This is a genomic window from Micromonospora sp. NPDC000121 (genome assembly GCF_042899165.1).
In the GTDB taxonomy this organism is placed as follows: domain Bacteria; phylum Actinomycetota; class Actinomycetes; order Mycobacteriales; family Micromonosporaceae; genus Micromonospora.
This window is the reverse complement of sequence record NZ_JBIAZP010000017.1, coordinates 35,733-52,185: the sequence shown is the minus strand read 5'-3', so window position 1 is coordinate 52,185 and position 16,453 is coordinate 35,733. Positions and strand designations below refer to the sequence as shown.

The following is a 16,453-nucleotide window of genomic DNA, read 5'->3' as shown; positions in this document are numbered from 1 at the left end:
GACTTCCCACAGGCTGCCTCGACGCAGAGTTTGCGCAGGCCAGCACGCTCAGCACGCATCCGTCTCGGGATCACACACAGGTCGCGCCGCTGACGGCGACGCGACATGAAAAGCCCGGCGCCAGCTCCCCTGGGGTGTGCGCCGGGCTGCCACAGCCATGTTGATCACGTACAACGTCCCCCGTTTCGCTTGCTGGCAGGCGGTCGGATGATCATGGTCATACGATGACCGCCAATGTTCTGGAGATCAGTACAACCGACGCCGCTGTGGAGCGTCAAGGCCTAATGACGCATCGGAACGCGTTTATTTCGAGCAACTCACTGAGACGTCCATCCATGCTTGACGCAGGCCCGAGGCGCACCTAGGGTTGTGCCCACACATCCTCCTGCGTCTATGGCGCCGTCGGCTGTTGCGGCTCGTTAAGCGTGGCGCCCCGCAGGATTACCGGGTGTTTCGGCCGCACTTCGTCACCCACGTCGGGTGATGCGACCGGCCGACCGGCGACCGCATTCTGTCCTGCCCGCCCGCCGCGGCCTGCGACACCGCCCCCCACATCACGACACCCTTCCGTACAGGGCTTTGAGGAGGATCAGTGCAGAACGAAACAGCATCCGATCTGCTTGCGCGGCACGGCGTGGACACCGAGCGCGGCTTCCTGCCGACCGAGGATCCCGTGCGGCGACTCCCGGAGGCCTATCAGGCATGGGAGGACATGGCCGTCGAGATTCCGAAGCTGCTCAGCGCCGGCCGGGTGCACGAGTGGATCGAACGGCTGCCCGAGCTCGACATCGCCGATCTCGACCGCAACGAGCTCAACCGGGCGATGCTCCTGCTCTCCTACCTCGGACACGCCTACGTCTTCGGCGGCGAGGAACCGCGCCACCGACTGCCGGCCTGCGTTGCCAAACCGTGGTACGAGACGGCGACGAAGCTGGGCCGCCCGCCCGTGCTGTCCTACGCCTCGCACGCGCTCTACAACTGGCGCCGGCTGGATCCGGACGGCCCGATCGCACTCGGCAACATCGTGCGGCTGGAGAACTTCCGCGGCGGGCTCGACGAGGACTGGTTCGTCCTCGTGCACGTGGCCATCGAGGCGTCGGCGGGCCCGGGCATCTGCGCGGCCGCGCTGGCGCAGGACGCCGCGGCGGCCGGTGACGTGGCAGCCGTTGCCACGCACCTCGACACCGTCGGCCAGACGCTGGAGAACATGATCGCCATCCTGCGGCGGATGCCGGAGAAGTGCGACCCGTACGTCTACTACCACCGCGTACGCCAGTTCATCTTCGGATGGATGGACAACCCCGCACTGCCCGACGGTGTGGTGTACGAGGGCGTCACCGCCTACGGCGACCAGGGACAGAAGTTCCGTGGCGAGACCGGCGCGCAGAGCTCCATCATCCCGGCGCTGGACGCCGTGCTGGGCATGGACTACAGCCAGGACACCCTCGGCGCGCACCTGATCCAGCTCCGCGACTACATGCCGCCGTCCCATCGTGCGCTGATCGAGGAGTTCGGCAAGCGGACGTCGGTGCGCACCTTCGTCCTGGAGCACGCCGACGACGCGGCGCTCGTGGCCGCCTACGACCGTTGCATCGAGGGGGCCACCGAGTTCCGCCGTCAGCACATGGAGTACGCGGGAACGTACATCCGTGGCCAGCAGCAGAACTCTTCGGCCAACCCGGTCGAGACCGGCACCGGAGGCACCCCGTTCATGCGTTACCTGGCCCAGCACGTCACCGATGCGCACCAGTACCTCGTCGGCACCCCGGCGAACTGATCTCCCTTCCATCGGACACTACTGACCGGAGCCCACCACATGGTCCCTGGAACCCGTGTCGACGTCCGGGCCACCCCGGACACGGCGGCGGTCGCTGCTCGATGCGCGGCCGCCGCCGATGGTCTGACCGTGCCGGCGCTGGTGCAGCGCAACGCCGACGCGTTCGGTGACCTCCCCGCACTCAGCTGCCTGGGGCAGGAGGAGACCCTCACCTGGGCCGAGCTGCACCAGCGGGTGACCGTACTGGCCCGGGGCTTCTCGGCCCTGGGCGTGCAACCAGGTGACCGGCTGCTACTCATGATGGGCAATCGGCCGGAGCACTGGCTGGCCGACCTCGCGGCCGTACACGCCGGCGCGGTGCCGTGCAGCGTCTACCCGACGTCGAGCCCGGAACAGCTGCGCCACGTCGCCCGGCACAGCAGGGCTCGCGCCCTCGTCGTCGAGAACGCCGCCATGCTCGACAAGTGGAGGGGCCTGCTGGGGGACCTGCCCGACCTGCGGCTAGTCGTCGTCGTGGACGCCCCTGCAGACGAGCCGGGGGTCGTCGCCCTCCATCAGGTCGCCGCGGCGGGGGACCAGGCGCACCGCGCCGACCCCGCCGCGTTCCGGCGCACGTGGAGCGCCATCCGGCCGGAGGACCCGGTGACCCTGCTCTACACCTCGGGAGCCACCGGTGACCCCAAGGGCGTGGTGCTGAGCCACCACAACGTCATCTACCAGGCCGCCGTCCTGGAGGAGGCGGTCAGCCTCACCCCACACCCGCACACCGTCGCCTACCTTCCGCTCGCGCACATCGCCGAGCGGATGCTGAGCATCTACCAACCCGTCTACCGCGCCGCTCACGTCACCGCCTGCCCCGACCAGTCGCAGCTCACCGCCGCGCTGCGCGCGGTCCGTCCGGTCCAGTTCTTCGGCGTACCGAGGGTGTGGGAGAAGATCGCCGCCGGAGTGCAGGCGCAACTGGCGGCCGCCGACGCCCCGGTCCGCGCGGCCTACGAAACCGCGAGCACGGCCGCCCGGACGGCCTTCGAGCATCGCGCCGCCGGCCGCCCCGTCCCGCCCGACCTGGCGGCGCAACTGGCGGCTCTCGACGCGAAGGTGCTCAACCCGATCCGCGCCAAGCTCGGCCTGGACCGACTGCAATGGGCCAGCAGCGGCGCCGCGCCCATCCCGGTCGACATCCTGTTCTCACTTGCCGGGCTGGGCATCGACGTCCTCGAGGTCTGGGGCATGACCGAGACGACCGCGACCGCGACGGTCAACGTCCCGGAGGCGTTCCGCCCCGGCACGGTCGGGCGTCCCAACCCCGGCATGGAGCTTCGACTGGCCGCCGACGGCGAAATCCTCGTGCGCGGTCCGCTGGTCTGCCTCGGCTACCTCGGCGACGATGGCGAGGTGGAGCCGCTGACGGACGCCGACGGCTGGTTCGCCACCGGCGACGTGGGCACCCTGGACGACGACGGCTACCTCGCCATCACCGACCGCAAGAAGGAACTCATCATCACCTCCACCGGCAAGAACGTCCCGCCGACCCGCGTGGAGAACCTGCTGCGCCTGCACCCGCTCATCGGGCACGCCATGGCCGTCGGCGACCGCCGCTCCCACATCACCGCCCTCGTCGCCCTCGACTCCGAAGCCCTCTCCGCCTGGGCCGTCCGGCACCACGCCGACCCGGCGGACGTCGCCGCGCTGTCCGAGGACGAGCGGGTCAGGTCGGAGATAGCGGCGGCGGTCGCGGCAGCGAACGCCAAGCTCGCCCGGCCCGAGCAGGTCAAGGCATTCAGAGTCCTCCCGTCCCCCTGGACCCCCGAGTCCGGCGAGCTCACCCCTACCCTCAAACTCCGCCGCCGCGTCATCACCGACCGCTACGCCAGCGACATCGAGGCGCTCTACGCCGACAGCCGGTGAAACGTACGAGACAGTCGTCCTCACCGGGACCAGGGGCGCCGCGGCATCTGGTCGTGTTGATCGGGCGCGAGTAGTCAATGCGGGCGCTCGGCTGGGTCTCCCAGCCGAGCGTTTGCGTGGGCGGCGGTCGAGTTGGTCGGCGACGGCGGCCGGATGCCGCTCCGAGAGGGGACGACGCACAAGATCCAACCGGTCGGATTGTGGGGCCAGCGGTTGAGTCGGCTGCCGTACTTCGGACTATGCGGCCCACCTGAACGGTCAGTCTGGTGAGGACGGTGTAACAGGCGCCCACGTTCACTGCGCTTGTGCTGGCAGGGGTGGAAGTCGCTCCGGCGACGCAGCCGGGGCCAGACCCGCGTACCCGGGCGGGATCTTCATCACGCGCCAGAGCGGCACGTCTGGGTGGAAGGGGCCAATTGTGCATGATCTTTCTGCGATCGCCCGAGAGCGGGAGGTGCTCTCCGCCGTCGCCGATGCGATCGCAGCCGCGGCGGTCGGCAGGGGTTTGCGTGTGGCCGTCACGTGCCCCGATTCCCACCTCACCTTCGTCGGGCAGCTCACGCGGGCGCTGCACGCTCGCGGTCTGGTATGCCGCTGCCTGGTGTCGAAGCCGAATCCATCCGTCGGCGGCTCGCCGTCCGAGCACGGAGAGCCCGAGCCGACGCTTGCCGTGATCACCAGCGAACCGTTCGCGCAGACCGACGCTGACGTGCAGCGTGTGAACATCGACGTGACCGCTGGCGCGTCGGCACCCCGAGGGGTCGGCAGTCACGGCAAGGCAGGTGATGGAAACACGGATGCCGACCAACAGCCCGACGTCGTACTCGAATATCCCGAGCCAGGTCGGCTGATCCTCCGCCATATGGCGCCCCACCTGTCTCGCGCCGTGGCCGCGTAGGTTCGCCGGATCAGGCAGAGCCCTGGCCGCCACCTACGTCCGACGCCGGGCGACGAGGTGGTGCCGGCTACCGGCCGTGCTCCTGCGCGAGTGCCTCGACCGTCGACTCGATCTGCGCCTCGGTGTGGGTCGCGTTGACGAAGAGGCGCAGCCGCGCTCCGGCGGCAGCCGCACGGGGGCGGGGTGGGCGGGCCCGTCCGCCAGCGCCGTGACCGGCACGGGTGTCGTCGACGTGCCGTCCGGCGCCACCCCGGCCGTCCCGGTCGGAGGGCGTCGAGGGTGTCCACCGGGCCGCACCGGCGCGGCGGCTCACCGCGTCGCGCAACTGGCCCCGGGTGAGGGTCACCGACGTCGCGTCGTCCCGTCGGTAGATGTGCGCGGGACGGTCGTCACCGGCGTACGAGTCGACGACGTCCGCCACCCAGCGCGGGCCCCGCATGACAGCTTCCCCCCAGTCCACCGGCACCCGCCCGGCTGGGGACGAGCAGCGCCAACCGGGTGCAACACGGTCAATCATGCGAACGGACGGCCCCAGAGGCTGGTCGGTTGCCGAGGGCAGATGGGCGCGCCCGCGTTCCGGCCACGCCGCGTTCATGCCCGCCGGGCGCGGGAGACGCGCCTCCTACCCAGGGAGGAGACGCGCTCCGACCGTCGGCCGCAACCCGGGCTCGAGGTCGGGCGAAGTCAGCCCGGCCCCGCAGCAGCATCTGCGGTATGACAACCACACTTCGTCGGGCCGCGCAGTGGAACCGCCCACTGATGATCTTCGTCTGGGCGATGGCCGCGCTCGCCGTCGTCTCCGCGGTCGGCATCATCGCCGATTCGCGAGTCCTCACCGGCGCGCCGGCCTGGCTCAAGCCGTTCAAGTTCTCGGTGTCCTTCGTGCTCTACGGCACCACCCTGGCCTGGATGCTCTCCCTGCTGCCGCGGCGCAGCCGGGTCGCGGAGTGGGCGGCCACCGTCGTCGTCGCCATGTCCGTAGTGGAGATGGCGATCATCGTCGGGCAGGTGCTGAGAGGCACGACCAGCCACTTCAACGAGACCAGTCCGCTGAACGCCACCCTGTGGCAGCTGATGGGTGCGGCGGTCATGGTGCTGTTCGCCGCACACGTCGTCATCGGGATCGCGGTGCTGCGGCAGCCGATCGCGAACCGGGCCGGCAAGACCGCGATCGGGTGGGGACTCGGCCTGACGCTGCTCGGCATGCTGGTGGCGATACCGATGGCGATGCCCGACCAGGCCCAGAGCATCGAAGGGATTGCCGGGGCGCACAGCGTGGGCGTACCGGACGGTGGGCCGGGGCTGCCGCTGGTCGGGTGGAGCACCACCGGCGGGGACCTGCGTATCGGGCACTTCGTGGGGCTGCACGCGCTGCAGGCGCTGCCGATCCTGGCCATGCTGCTGAGCCGGTTCCTCGGCAGGCGACTCGACGAGCGCACCCGGGCGCGGCTGCTGGTCGTCGCGGGCGGCGCGTACGGCGCGCTCACGCTCCTGCTCACCTGGCAGGCGCTGCGCGGGACGCCGCTGCTGCGGCCGGACGCGCTCACCCTGACCGCTGCGGCGGCCCTGGTGGTGGCCACCGCCGCGGCCAGCGCCGGCGTGGTGGCGGTGGCCCGTCGGCGCCGACCGGAACTGGTGCTGGCCGCGTGACCGCGACGCTGTTCACCCTGACGTTCGCGGTGGCCGCGCCGTTCTGGGCGCTGATGATCCTGCTGCCGCGCTGGTCCGTGACCGGCCGGGTCATCAGGTCGCCGCTGATCGTCGCGCCGATCCTGGCGATCTACGCGGTCCTGGTCGTCCCGGCGCTCGCCGAGGTGCTGCCGGCCGTCGCGTCCCCGGCCCTCCCCGGCGTACGCGACCTGCTGGGCACCGACGACGGCGCGGCGGCGGCCTGGGCGCACATGGTCGCGTTCGACCTGTTCGTCGGCCGGTGGGCGTGGCTCGACAGCCGGGAACGCGGCGTCCCGTCGCTGGTCATGGCGCCGCTGCTGGTGCTGACGATCCTGCTCGGGCCGCTCGGCCTGGCCGCCTACCTCGGCGTCCGGGCCAGGTGGACGACCACGGTTCCCGCCCCGAGCCGTAGCGCCTAGGCTGACGCCGTGGGGTGGGTGGGGCGGCTGTTCGACGCGCGCGACACGCTCGTGCGGATGGTGCTACTCGACCTGAGCGGCATCGGCTACCTGGTTTTCGGCCCGGCCGACGGGCACCCGCCGACTGCCATGCAGTGGGTCCTGGCCGTGGCCGCGTTCGCCGTCGCGCTGGTGCTGCACCGCCGGCCCCTGGTGAGCCTGGTGGCGCAGACCGCGCTGCTGGCGGTGGCGGTCCCTCTGCTCGAGGACGTGACGATCAACCAGGTGGGCGCCAGCTGGGCGTTGCTCGAGCTGACCATGCGGGCGCGCCGACCGCGCACCATCTGGCTGGCCGCCGGGCTGCTGACCATGGTCGACCTGACCGACTCGATCGGCGACCCGTTCCGACGGGTCCTCTCCGGTGTCTTCGGGCTGCTGGTGGAGGTCGGCGTCCCGCTCCTGCTCGGCCTGGTCATCCGGACCACCCGGGAACTCGCCGGGCAGGCGCAGGAGCGGGCGGCGGCGGAGCAGCGCCGGCGCGAGTCGGAGAGCCGCGCCGCCCGCGCCGACGAACGCAGCGCCATCGCCCGGGAACTGCACGACGTGGTCGCGCACCACGTGGCGTCGATGGTGCTGCGGGTCGGCGTGGCCCGGCACGTCCTGACCGACCTGGATCCGCGGGTGCACGAGGTGTTCGACGACGTGCACGGCACGGGGACCGCTGCCCTGACCGACCTGCGCCGGCTGGTCGCGGTCCTGCGCGACCCCGACGGCGTACGCGGCGACGCGGCCCTGACCGCGATCGAGCCGTCGGCGCTGCCGGCGGCCCTCGGGGCGGCCGTCGACCGGGCCCGCCAGGCTGGCGTGACCGTGGAGGCGGACATCGACCCGGCGATCGGTTCGCTCGACGCCGTGCGGGGTCTGGCGGTGTTGCGCCTGACCCAGGAGGCGTTGACCAACGTGGCCAAGCACGCGGGCACGTCCGCCCTGGCCCGGTTGTCGGTCAGCGTGGTCGACGGGGCCGTCCACTGGGAGGTGTCGGACGACGGTGGCGGGTGGGTGCCGACGTCGGTGCCGTCCACCGGAGGCCATGGCATCACCGGCATGCGCGAACGCGTCGAGGTCCTCGGCGGGCAACTGGAGGCCGGGCCGACGGGCGCGGGCTGGCGGGTGCGTACCGTCCTCCCGGCCACCGCGCCGGCGCCCGCCCCCCGCTCCCCCGCCGCCACGCCGGCCTCGTCGGCGCCGCACGACCGCGACACCCCGGTGGGGCCACGCCCGACGGAGCCGGCATGATCCGCGTCCTGCTGGTCGACGACCAGCACCTCATCCGCGCGGGCCTGCGTATGCTCTGTGACGCCCAGCCCGACATCGAGGTCGTCGGCGAGGTCGACAACGGCCGCGACGCGATCTCTCTCGCCGCGCGGCTCGTCCCCGACGTCGTCGTCATGGACCTGCGCATGCCCGGCGTCGACGGGATCACCGCGACCAGCCGCATCCTCGCCGACCGTCCCGGCACCCGCGTCGTGGTGCTGACCACGTTCGGTGACGACGACCACCTCTATCCGGCCCTGACCGCCGGCGCCTGCGGATTCCTGCTCAAGGACGCACCCCCCACCGACCTGCTGGACGGCATCCGCCGGGCCGCCGCCGGTGACAGCCCGTTCAGCCAGGAGGTGCTGCGGCGCCTCGTGCGACGCGCGGTGCACGCCCGCGCCGAGACGCGTCGCCCGGTCGAGGGGCTGACCGCCCGGGAGCAGGACGTGCTGCACCTGGTCGCCGAGGGGCTGTCCAACACGGAGATCGCCGAACGGCTCCACATCGGCGTCACCACGGTCAAGACCCACATCACCAGCCTGATGACCAAGACCAGCAGCCCCAACCGGGTACGCCTGGCCCTGTTCGCCCGCGACGCCTGAGCCGTCCACGACTCGGATCGGTTTGGCTGGATCAGCCCGCCTGCGACCACCATGCGACGTCGATGACAGTCCGCCACAACCGAAGTGGGTCCCGGGCCACTCATAGTGTGGTGGGAGGCCGGGTTGCGAAGTGAACGAGAGTACGTCGAGTACGTGCAGGCGCGCATGCCGTGGCTGCGACGGCTGGCGTACCGGCTGTGCGGGCAGTGGCCGGCCGCCGACGACCTGGTGCAGGAGTGCCTCGTCGCGCTGTACCGGCACTGGCGGAAGGCGTCGGCAGCGGACTCGCTCGACGCCTACGTCCGGTCGATGCTGGTCCACGCCTACCTGGCCGAGCGGGAGCGGTCGTGGGCCCGCCGGGTCCGGCCCGTGGCCGACGTGATCGAGCCCTCGACGGCGCCGCTGGCCGACGCCGAACACCGCGTCGACCTGCTGACCGCGCTCGCGAAGCTGTCCCGCGGGCAGCGCGCGGTGCTGGTCCTGCGCTACTGGGAGGACCTCGACGTCGCGCAGACCGCGGTGGCGCTGGGCTGCTCGACCGGGACCGTCAAGAGCCAGACCTCGTTTGCCATCGCGGCGCTGCGCCGCCTGCTGCCGAACTACGTGCCGGGAGGGGCGGACACGCCGTGAGAGAACTTTTCGCTACCCTGCCGGACGATCCGCCTCCGTTGCCGCCCGGCTACCTGGACACCGTGCTCACCCGGGGCCGCCGGTCGGTGCGCCGCCGGCGGGTCGGCGCCGCCGCCGTATGGACGGTCGTGGTGCTCCTCCTCGCCGTCCTGGTCGTGCCCGGCGTCCCGCTTCCCGTCCGGACAGCGGCCCCGTCGACGGCACCGAGCCTGCCTGAGAGCTTCGCCGGGTACTCGATGTTCACCAGCACCGTCACGAAGGCTCCGCCAGGCCGCGCGATCGCCCTCTACGGGTACGGCAACGGCGAGACGTTCAACATGTTCCAGTCGCTGGTCGTCGGGGCCGACGGGGACACCTACCGGCGCGTCGACGCCCTCGAGGAGCGGGGCCGCCCGACGGCGCTGCTCGCCCCGGACGGCACCCGCGTGCTGGCCGGCGACGATCGCGGCGCGACCGCCGACCTGGTCCTCGTCGAGCTGGCCACCGGCAAGCGCCGATCGATCCCCCTCGTCGACCCGGTCGGCGTGCGCCTGCTGGCCTGGTCCCCCGACGGCCGCCACGTCGCGTACAGCGCCGCGCCCCTCACCCGCTCCGGCGAGTTCGGCACCGTCAACGTGGTCGAGGCCGAGGTGGCCCGCACCGGCACGCTGCGGCTGCTCGACCTGTCGACCGGGCGCAGCACCGAGGTACCGGCGATCAGACCGGCGTGGACGGCGGCGTTCGCGCCGGACAGTCGCCGCCTTGCCGTGCAGGTCGGCCAAAAGGCCCACCTGATCGACCTCGACGGCCGCGAGACCGGCAGCGTCGACATCCCGGCCGGACGCGAGCTGGCCGCGGAGGTCGGCTGGTCGCCGGACGGCAGGTTCCTCGCCACCGTGCCCTGGATCTTGGAGGGGCCGTTCAACGGCAGCACCGGCGGCGACACCGGCCGCCACGGGACCTTCCTGCACAAGGTCGGCGACGTCGACTTCGTGCCCGTCACAGGGGCCGACACATCACCGTCACGGGTCCAGGATGTCGTGCAGCTGCTCGGTTGGCGCTCGGCGGGCAGTGTGGTCGTCGCGACCATCAACGCCGAGGGCCACGCGTCGATCGCGGAGGTGCAGCTCGGTACCGGCACCCGCCGGACGCTGTCCCGCTTCGACACCGGCAGCACCTGCGAGCTGGGCACGCAGACCTGTCAGGTCTTCGACCTGCACGTCGCCACCGGTCTGCTGCCCGAACTCACCGTCCGCAGCGCCGGTCGCCCGCAGCGCGGCCCCTGGCCGATGCTCGTGAACGCCGTGATCGGCGTCGTCGTCCTCGGCGCCGCGTTCCTGCTGTGGCGCCGGATACGCCGCTCGACTCGTCCCAGACGACCAGAAGTCGAAAGCCGCTCAGCTGAGACGTGATCAGAGACATCCGCGACAACGGCACCACGGTCTCCTCGCCACACGTACGGCGATCTTCATGAGTCGGCGTGCGACGGCACCTGCCGCCTACTGGACTCCAGCGAGTTCGGCGAGGTCGACGGCGCTGACGAGTGCGGCGAGTGCCGGCTCCGCGGCGAGGTCGAGGGGTTGCAGTTCGCCGGTGCGGGCTCGCTGGTTGAGCAGCAGTTCGCCGCCGGCGTCGTGGACGATGGCCACCGCGTCGGCCACCTCCCACCGCACTCCGGCCAGGGCTTGCCGGTCGAACCTGACAGCCAGGACGCAAGACGCTCGGGGCCGGCCGTAGCTGTCCACGCCGTCATGTCGCAGAACGGCGACCCGTGCGGACCGGAGGCCAGGTGCCACAGCGAATGCCTCCCGGATCGTGACGAGTACCTGGCCGCACACGAACTGCTGGTAGTAGCCGGCGCAATCGCGCTGCGGGAGCTTCCGCAGCGACAGATTGCCGGCCTGGGTGGTCGTGGGCATCCGTTCGGGCACAACCTGGTCGACGCCGGGCACGAGCACCGCGAGGGAGACCTCGCCGTCGACGACCCCGACGGCGGCGCTCGGAGCCTCGTTGTCGTCGAATGCCTCCTCCAGCGTCTCCAGCACCACCTCCGGGTCGTTGGCGCACAGTTGGCGCCAGCGCTGGTCGAGGTGCTGCTGCCAGGCTGCCTGCTGCTCGCACCTGGTGGTCCACTGCCGCCGCACCTCGGCCTCCGCCCACTGGGCCGCCTGCTGCTTGGCCTGGGACCGCCTGCTGCGCTCGAAAATCCCGACCCCGGCGAGGGCGTGCTGCTCATAGTGCTTGTAGATGGTGGCGCGATCGGGAGCGGCCGGCTGCGGCGCGATCGGCGGGGTGGCGGCGGGAAAATCCACGCGGTGCAGCTCGAGAATTCGCAGGAACGCCTGAGCCAACTGTCGCGCCTCCTCGGCGCGCTGCGCCTGCGCCGCCTGGCGCTGCTGGGCAGCGACCTGCCGCTGGTACACGGCAGCAGACGGAGACCGGCCACCGGAGCGACCGCCCCGCCGACCACCCCCGATGGAGGTGTAGAAGCCGACAGGCCCGACGCCGCTGGAGAATCCGGTGCGACCGGCGCCGACATGAACCCGGGCAACCCGCGGGCCGAGACTGGTACGGATACCTCGCGACGACGCGCGGATGCGTACGCCGGGTGCCAGCTTGATGGAGAAGCCCATCGACCGACCGTAGGCTCCGGTGCCCGGCCGTCCGTCAGCCTGTCGTCCGGAGCCGTCTCCCCAGGTAGCCAGCTTCTGGTCGTCCTTAATGAGCCGGATAGTCGGCCGCTCGCGGCCTGCGGCGTGCCGCAGGGCGATGATCGACGGATATCTCCACCTGGCGGGGCCAGACGGACGGACGAACGAATGGCGCTCCATCCCCGAGACTGATACGGAACGTGGCTGACCGGCCGGTGATGCGCGTTGGCCCTGTTCAGGACACTTTCAGCCGTGACGTACGAGCCTCCGCAGGACCCGTGGCGCGGGCAGCCCCCGCCTCCGCCCCCTCCCTACGTGCCACCGCCCGGATCCGACGGCAGGACCCCGCCGTACCCGACCGCTCAGTTCCCCGCGGCGCCCGGGGGCTGGGCCCTGCAGCCGTCACGAAAGCGCCCCAACACCGTGAAGGTCGTGCTGATCAGCGCCGTCACGTTGGTGCTCCTGTGCTGCGGAGGAGCCGCCATCACGGCGGCCGTCGCGCCCCCGCCCGACTCGCAGGGCCAGAAGCAGCCGGCCGCCGAGTCCATCCCAACCGTGGCGGCTTCCGACCATGCCTCCCCGGCCGCGACGGAGCAGACGTCCACCCCGCAGGCTACGCCAACCGAGGCAGCGGAACCGACGGCGTCCGCATCGCCGGTGGTGCAGACACGCACGGACACCGAGACGCAGAGGATCGCCTACCAGACCAGGACGATCCGCGACTCCTCCCTCCCGAAGGGGACCAGGAAGGTGACCACCCGGGGAGTCGTCGGCGTCAGGACGCTCACCTACCAGGTCACCGTCACCGACGGCGTGCAGACGGCAAAGAAGCTGATCAAGTCGGAGATCACCAAGGCGCCGGTCACGCAGGTGGTCAGGGTCGGCACCAAGGAGACCCGGACGTGCGACCCGAATTACAGCGGGGCGTGCGTGCCCGTCGCAAGTGACGTCGACTGCGCCGGCGGCAGCGGCAACGGTCCGGCCTACGTCGATGGACCGGTCCGGGTGGTGGGTCACGACATCTACGAGCTCGACAATGACGGGGACGGCATCGGCTGCGACTGAAGCCAGGGAGCTGAACCGGCGGCAGGGCAGGCATCGAGGACGGCCACGTCAGCGGCGCCGTCGGTGGGAGCAGGGGCCGTCGTGTTCGGCGCGGAGCAGGCGGCCACGACAGTTGCCGTCCGTTCTCCAGATCGCCTCGAGCCATCCGGATCTCGACGAGATCGAGCAGTGTGGCTGATGCCGTCGCTGCCTCCTTCACAGGCGGTGACGAGCAGGCGACGTACGACCAAGGGCTCCACGCGGTCACATCGGTGTCTGTCAGCGACGGGGCGTCCGACCTACGCGACCGGATCACCCGAATGATCCAGCAACGCCGGGACCAGGGGGCGCAGCACCTGACCGGCAACCTTCTGTTCGGAGGCGGTGGGGCGGCCTCCCAATTCAGGTCGGGAGGCCGCCGTCTCGACTGGAATGCAAAAGCGGGCTTTCTCGGGATCCGTCGATCAACGAACGAGGCGAATTTCCACCGGACCGGTGAAATCACCGCCGTCGAGATCCGAAGCTGTGGCCACGGCCTTGCCCGGGTGGTAGGGCATGCCGCTCCGCGACTGCACAAGGATCTGGGATGTCTGCGTGGGAGAGTTGCAAATGCTGAAGAGGAAGCCAAATCCCTCTACGAGTTGAGTCCCTCTGGCCTGCGCGACGTAGACCTCGATGTTCGCGGGTTCAGAGGGGGTGCACTGATAGGTGACCGAGACGGTTACGAAGGCCCCTTGGGAACTGACTTGTGCTGTCGGGGCAATCTCGATATCCGAGACAGCGGCTGAGGCAGGAGTGGGAAACATCAGGACCGCAACGAGGCATGCGACACCTGCCACCAGCGCCGACACTTGTCTTTTCATGCTCCAACTCACCTTCCTTACGACTACCTACCCCGTACAAATTTCGGGGCATCGGTCGGTGTCGTCAATCAGGACGCTACTCATGACGGTCTGTGATCGGCCTGCCCAAGCAGACGGTGATGGCTGACCGATCGGCCCGGCTTGTTTTTGATGATCAGCCGATTTCCGCTTGCCGTGATCCGCCGCAACCACACCGGCACCGCCAGCACCGTGACCAGCACGATCACCGACCCGAACTACGACGGTCGCCAAGGCCCTCTGCCGGCCCAACGCACCACCATTTAGCTTTCGTCGCAGGCGGCCGCCCGTTGCTGCCCGTCAGTCCCCGGGGGCCGTCCGGCGGGCGCCGACGGGCCAGACGATCGTGGTCGGAATGCCGTGGTGCCGCGCCCAGTCGACGGTCCGGTCCGTCGACGCCGCGTGGCAGCCAGGTTCGCCGTCCCACACCGCCACGAGTCGCTGTACCCGTCGCACCAGTTCCCGGTTGGCGGCCACATAGGCGGCGGTGTTCGAGCGGTCGTAGCCGGTGTGGACGACCGCCGCCGCCCGGGCAAGCAGCTCATCGAAGGCCGTCCGGTTGTCCGGGCCGATCGCGGCGGTCCGGTAGTCGCGGGCCGGGAGGATCACCTCGTACGTGCCGCCCATGTCGAGAATCGTGCGCACGAAGACCTGATCCGCACCGGCCGCCAGGCAGGTGACGCCGTGCACCGGCCGGTCGCTGATCCGGCGCAACTCGACGCGGAGCGCGTCAGCGACGAGCAACTCGGTGTCGCGGGTCAGGTTGATGTGCCCGGTGATGCCGACGCGCACCGGTGCGGGATCAGCCGGCATTCCCCGGTCCTCTCCGCTGCGCGGGCACCGCGGGTGCCAGCCGGATCAGCTCGAACCCGCTGTCGGACAGCACGTCGGGCAGCGCCCGGATCTCCTCGCGGTTCTGCTCCTGGACGTCGGGGGGCAGTTCGTCCCACGGCCGCAGGGCGGGATGCCGCCGCCGGACGTCGTCGCGGGGCTCGCCGTACGTCCAGCCCTCCCCCCGCCGTTCCCGGCACCACCGTTCGTGCTCGAGGCGGGCGAGTTCCTCGATCCGGTCGTCGATGACCTGCCCGGCGGCGAAGGCGTCGCCGGTGCCGCCGCGCCGGGGCGCCACGACGCACCCGAGATTCAACAACTTCGCGGCGATGTCCTGGACGTGGGCCCGGTTGGCCCGCCGCAGCGACTCGGGCAGCCGCGACCAGTCCACCATGGCCGGCGCGTCGTCGGGGCGTACCCCGGCACGCTGCTGGGCCTGGAGGTACCGCTCGTGGATCAGCCGGGCCAGCCGCTCGGTGAGGTCCTCGGCGATCAACCGGGCGTCGCAGGCGCGGGTCAGCACCGGATAGAGGCGGAGCTTGCCGTGCACCTCGTCGAGCAGGTCGTGGTGGGAGTCGCCGTGGAAGGCGGCGGCGAGCGCTGCCTGCTGGTAGACCGGCACGAAGACGGAGCTCTCGGCGCTCCGCCAGAGGGCGGGCGTGTCCAGCACGAACTGCAGGCCGCTGGTCTCGTCCGGCGCGCAGACGTAGATGCGGTCGTAGTGGTCGCGGTCGAGCTGGTCGAGCCCGACGAGGCCGTCGAGGTCCAGGTTGTACGCGGTGAGCTGGCAGACGGTGGTCAGGAACGGGTAGCGGGACGTCGCGACCGCGAGTTCGGTGCTGGCGTCCGGGGCCACGAGGTCCACCCGCAGGGGTGGCGCGACGTGGCCGGGAGGGGTGTCGGCCGGGCGCGCCCGCCAGTGCCGAGCGGTTTCCACCAGGAGGGCTCGGCGGAAGGCGCCGGTGCCGGCGATGAGGACCTTGGTGGGCCGGCCGGTCGCGTGTGGCAGCGGGTGGTGCCGGTGCAGTGCGCGGGCGGCGACGTCGTCGACGTGGAAGTAGTCCAGCCGCAGCCGGCTGGATCCGGCGGCACCGAGCCGTCGGGCTTGTAGTGACAGGCACATCTCGGAGTCGTGGACCAGGACGTAGACCCGAGGTGGTTGCCGTCGGTCCTGGACGAGTCGGCTGGCGGTGTTGGCGATCGCGTGGTTGCGGTCGTCGTCCTCGCTGCAGGCGTAGATGGTGTGGGCTCGGGGCAGGCCGGCGCCGCGCAACACCTGCGGGTTGGCCGGGTCGCCGATGACGCCAAGATACCGGCGTAAGCGGTACTCGAGCGGTCCGAACGGTTCGGATCGCACCACGACCACGCGTTCGCCGTCGGCGAAGAGCCGGTCGGCGAGCATGTGGGCGAACTGGGAGTCGCCGCAGACCAGGACGTGGCCACGGGCTCGCCGGGCCCGCAGGCGGCGGCTCTCGGCGGCCAGCAGCAGCCGGCTGGCCTCGGCCATGGCGAGGAGGGTGAACAGCGGGGCGGCGAACCGGGCGACCTGCAGTTGCCACGGATAGGGTCCGGCGTTCTGGAAGGGTTCGGCGCCGAAGACGAAGAGTTGCAGATCGTAGTAGAGCACGTCGTACGGGTCGTGCGCGGTGTCCGGCCGGGCCCGGAGCAGGCGCTCGAAGCCGATGTAGCCGAGTATGAAGGCGGCCAGTCCGATGACTCCGAACACGACTCGAAGCCACCATTCGACCAGGCGGTGCGAGCCGGCGGCCGGGTCTGTCATGACCGTCATGATATTTGACGAGGTCGATCAGGAACGTGCTCGGCGCGCACCCGCCTCCCCGCTGCCAGCTCGGTGCACCGTCCGGC

16 protein-coding genes are annotated in these 16,453 nt (G+C 71.0%); 10 read left to right on the top strand and 6 right to left on the bottom strand.

Translation table 11 applies throughout. From position 1 onward, the window contains the following. The first annotated feature begins 592 nt into the window (after positions 1-592). The 3 genes from ACFY23_RS30760 (at position 593) to ACFY23_RS30750 (ending at position 4,583) form a co-directional block, all read left to right on the top strand. Complete coding sequence (locus tag ACFY23_RS30760) at positions 593-1,777, top strand: hypothetical protein (RefSeq protein ID WP_350678804.1); 1,185 nt, start codon at positions 593-595, stop codon at positions 1,775-1,777. Between the two features lie 39 nt (positions 1,778-1,816). Next, a complete protein-coding gene (locus ACFY23_RS30755; protein ID WP_350678802.1) occupies positions 1,817-3,685 on the top strand; it encodes an AMP-dependent synthetase/ligase in 1,869 nt (622 codons plus the stop codon). A gap of 418 nt (positions 3,686-4,103) precedes the next feature. Next, a complete protein-coding gene (locus tag ACFY23_RS30750) occupies positions 4,104-4,583 on the top strand; it encodes a hypothetical protein (protein ID WP_350678800.1) in 480 nt (159 codons plus the stop codon). 67 nt (positions 4,584-4,650) lie between these two features. On the opposite strand, the gene ACFY23_RS30745 is transcribed toward ACFY23_RS30750, so the two are convergent. After that, the gene (locus ACFY23_RS30745) at positions 4,651-5,022 is read right to left on the bottom strand and encodes a hypothetical protein (RefSeq protein WP_350678798.1); all 372 of its coding nucleotides are present in this window, start codon (positions 5,020-5,022) and stop codon (positions 4,651-4,653) included. A gap of 275 nt (positions 5,023-5,297) precedes the next feature. Between ACFY23_RS30745 and ACFY23_RS30740 the strand changes: the two genes are divergently transcribed. From ACFY23_RS30740 to ACFY23_RS30715, 6 genes are all read left to right on the top strand, one after another. Further along, positions 5,298-6,233, top strand: a complete 936-nt coding sequence (locus ACFY23_RS30740) for a hypothetical protein (protein WP_350678796.1) — start codon at positions 5,298-5,300, stop codon at positions 6,231-6,233. Beyond that, complete coding sequence (locus ACFY23_RS30735) at positions 6,230-6,673, top strand: ABA4-like family protein (RefSeq protein ID WP_350678794.1); 444 nt, start codon at positions 6,230-6,232, stop codon at positions 6,671-6,673. The genes ACFY23_RS30740 and ACFY23_RS30735 overlap by 4 nt, the downstream gene beginning before the upstream one ends. Before the next feature lie 9 nt (positions 6,674-6,682). Then, positions 6,683-7,948, top strand: coding sequence for a histidine kinase (locus tag ACFY23_RS30730; RefSeq protein WP_350678792.1), 1,266 nt, complete (start codon positions 6,683-6,685; stop codon positions 7,946-7,948). Further along, positions 7,945-8,571, top strand: coding sequence for a response regulator transcription factor (locus tag ACFY23_RS30725; protein ID WP_350678790.1), 627 nt, complete (start codon positions 7,945-7,947; stop codon positions 8,569-8,571). Before ACFY23_RS30730 ends, ACFY23_RS30725 begins: the two co-directional genes overlap by 4 nt. A gap of 123 nt (positions 8,572-8,694) precedes the next feature. Further along, positions 8,695-9,201 carry a SigE family RNA polymerase sigma factor gene (locus tag ACFY23_RS30720; protein ID WP_350678788.1) on the top strand — a complete coding sequence of 169 codons (507 nt, stop codon included), beginning with the start codon at positions 8,695-8,697 and terminating at the stop codon, positions 9,199-9,201. Continuing rightward, positions 9,198-10,592: a hypothetical protein gene (locus ACFY23_RS30715; RefSeq protein WP_350678786.1), complete on the top strand. Its 1,395-nt coding sequence runs from the start codon at positions 9,198-9,200 to the stop codon at positions 10,590-10,592. The genes ACFY23_RS30720 and ACFY23_RS30715 overlap by 4 nt, the downstream gene beginning before the upstream one ends. Before the next feature lie 87 nt (positions 10,593-10,679). Here ACFY23_RS30715 and ACFY23_RS30710 read toward each other — a convergent pair whose 3' ends face one another. After that, complete coding sequence (locus ACFY23_RS30710) at positions 10,680-11,603, bottom strand: hypothetical protein (protein WP_350819533.1); 924 nt, start codon at positions 11,601-11,603, stop codon at positions 10,680-10,682. A gap of 888 nt (positions 11,604-12,491) precedes the next feature. Here ACFY23_RS30710 and ACFY23_RS30705 point away from each other — a divergent pair. Next, positions 12,492-12,896 (top strand): G5 domain-containing protein, encoded by a 405-nt coding sequence (locus ACFY23_RS30705; RefSeq protein ID WP_350678782.1) that lies wholly within the window; start codon positions 12,492-12,494, stop codon positions 12,894-12,896. Between the two features lie 443 nt (positions 12,897-13,339). Here the strand turns inward: ACFY23_RS30705 and ACFY23_RS30700 are convergent, their stop codons facing one another. The 4 genes from ACFY23_RS30700 to ACFY23_RS30685 form a co-directional block, all read right to left on the bottom strand. Beyond that, positions 13,340-13,738, bottom strand: coding sequence for a hypothetical protein (locus tag ACFY23_RS30700; protein ID WP_350678780.1), 399 nt, complete (start codon positions 13,736-13,738; stop codon positions 13,340-13,342). Positions 13,739-13,818: 80 nt separating this feature from the next. Beyond that, on the bottom strand, positions 13,819-13,965 hold the full coding sequence (locus ACFY23_RS30695) for a hypothetical protein (RefSeq protein ID WP_350678778.1): 147 nt from the start codon (positions 13,963-13,965) through the stop codon (positions 13,819-13,821). 91 nt (positions 13,966-14,056) lie between these two features. After that, positions 14,057-14,569, bottom strand: a complete 513-nt coding sequence (locus tag ACFY23_RS30690) for a hypothetical protein (protein ID WP_350678776.1) — start codon at positions 14,567-14,569, stop codon at positions 14,057-14,059. Continuing rightward, complete coding sequence (locus ACFY23_RS30685) at positions 14,559-16,367, bottom strand: RyR domain-containing protein (protein WP_350678774.1); 1,809 nt, start codon at positions 16,365-16,367, stop codon at positions 14,559-14,561. The genes ACFY23_RS30690 and ACFY23_RS30685 overlap by 11 nt, the downstream gene beginning before the upstream one ends. Positions 16,368-16,453 lie beyond the last annotated feature (86 nt).

What these genes read in the sequence shown, in the direction of transcription:
- ACFY23_RS30755 (WP_350678802.1), top strand. Translation starts at nt 1,817, where the DNA reads ATGGTCCCTGGAACCCGTGTCGACGTCCGGGCCACCCCGGACACGGCG.
- ACFY23_RS30745 (WP_350678798.1), bottom strand. Translation starts at nt 5,022, where the DNA reads ATGCGGGGCCCGCGCTGGGTGGCGGACGTCGTCGACTCGTACGCCGGT.
- ACFY23_RS30740 (WP_350678796.1), top strand. Translation starts at nt 5,298, where the DNA reads ATGACAACCACACTTCGTCGGGCCGCGCAGTGGAACCGCCCACTGATG.
- ACFY23_RS30725 (WP_350678790.1), top strand. Translation starts at nt 7,945, where the DNA reads ATGATCCGCGTCCTGCTGGTCGACGACCAGCACCTCATCCGCGCGGGC.
- ACFY23_RS30700 (WP_350678780.1), bottom strand. Translation starts at nt 13,738, where the DNA reads ATGAAAAGACAAGTGTCGGCGCTGGTGGCAGGTGTCGCATGCCTCGTT.
- ACFY23_RS30690 (WP_350678776.1), bottom strand. Translation starts at nt 14,569, where the DNA reads ATGCCGGCTGATCCCGCACCGGTGCGCGTCGGCATCACCGGGCACATC.
- ACFY23_RS30685 (WP_350678774.1), bottom strand. Translation starts at nt 16,367, where the DNA reads ATGACAGACCCGGCCGCCGGCTCGCACCGCCTGGTCGAATGGTGGCTT.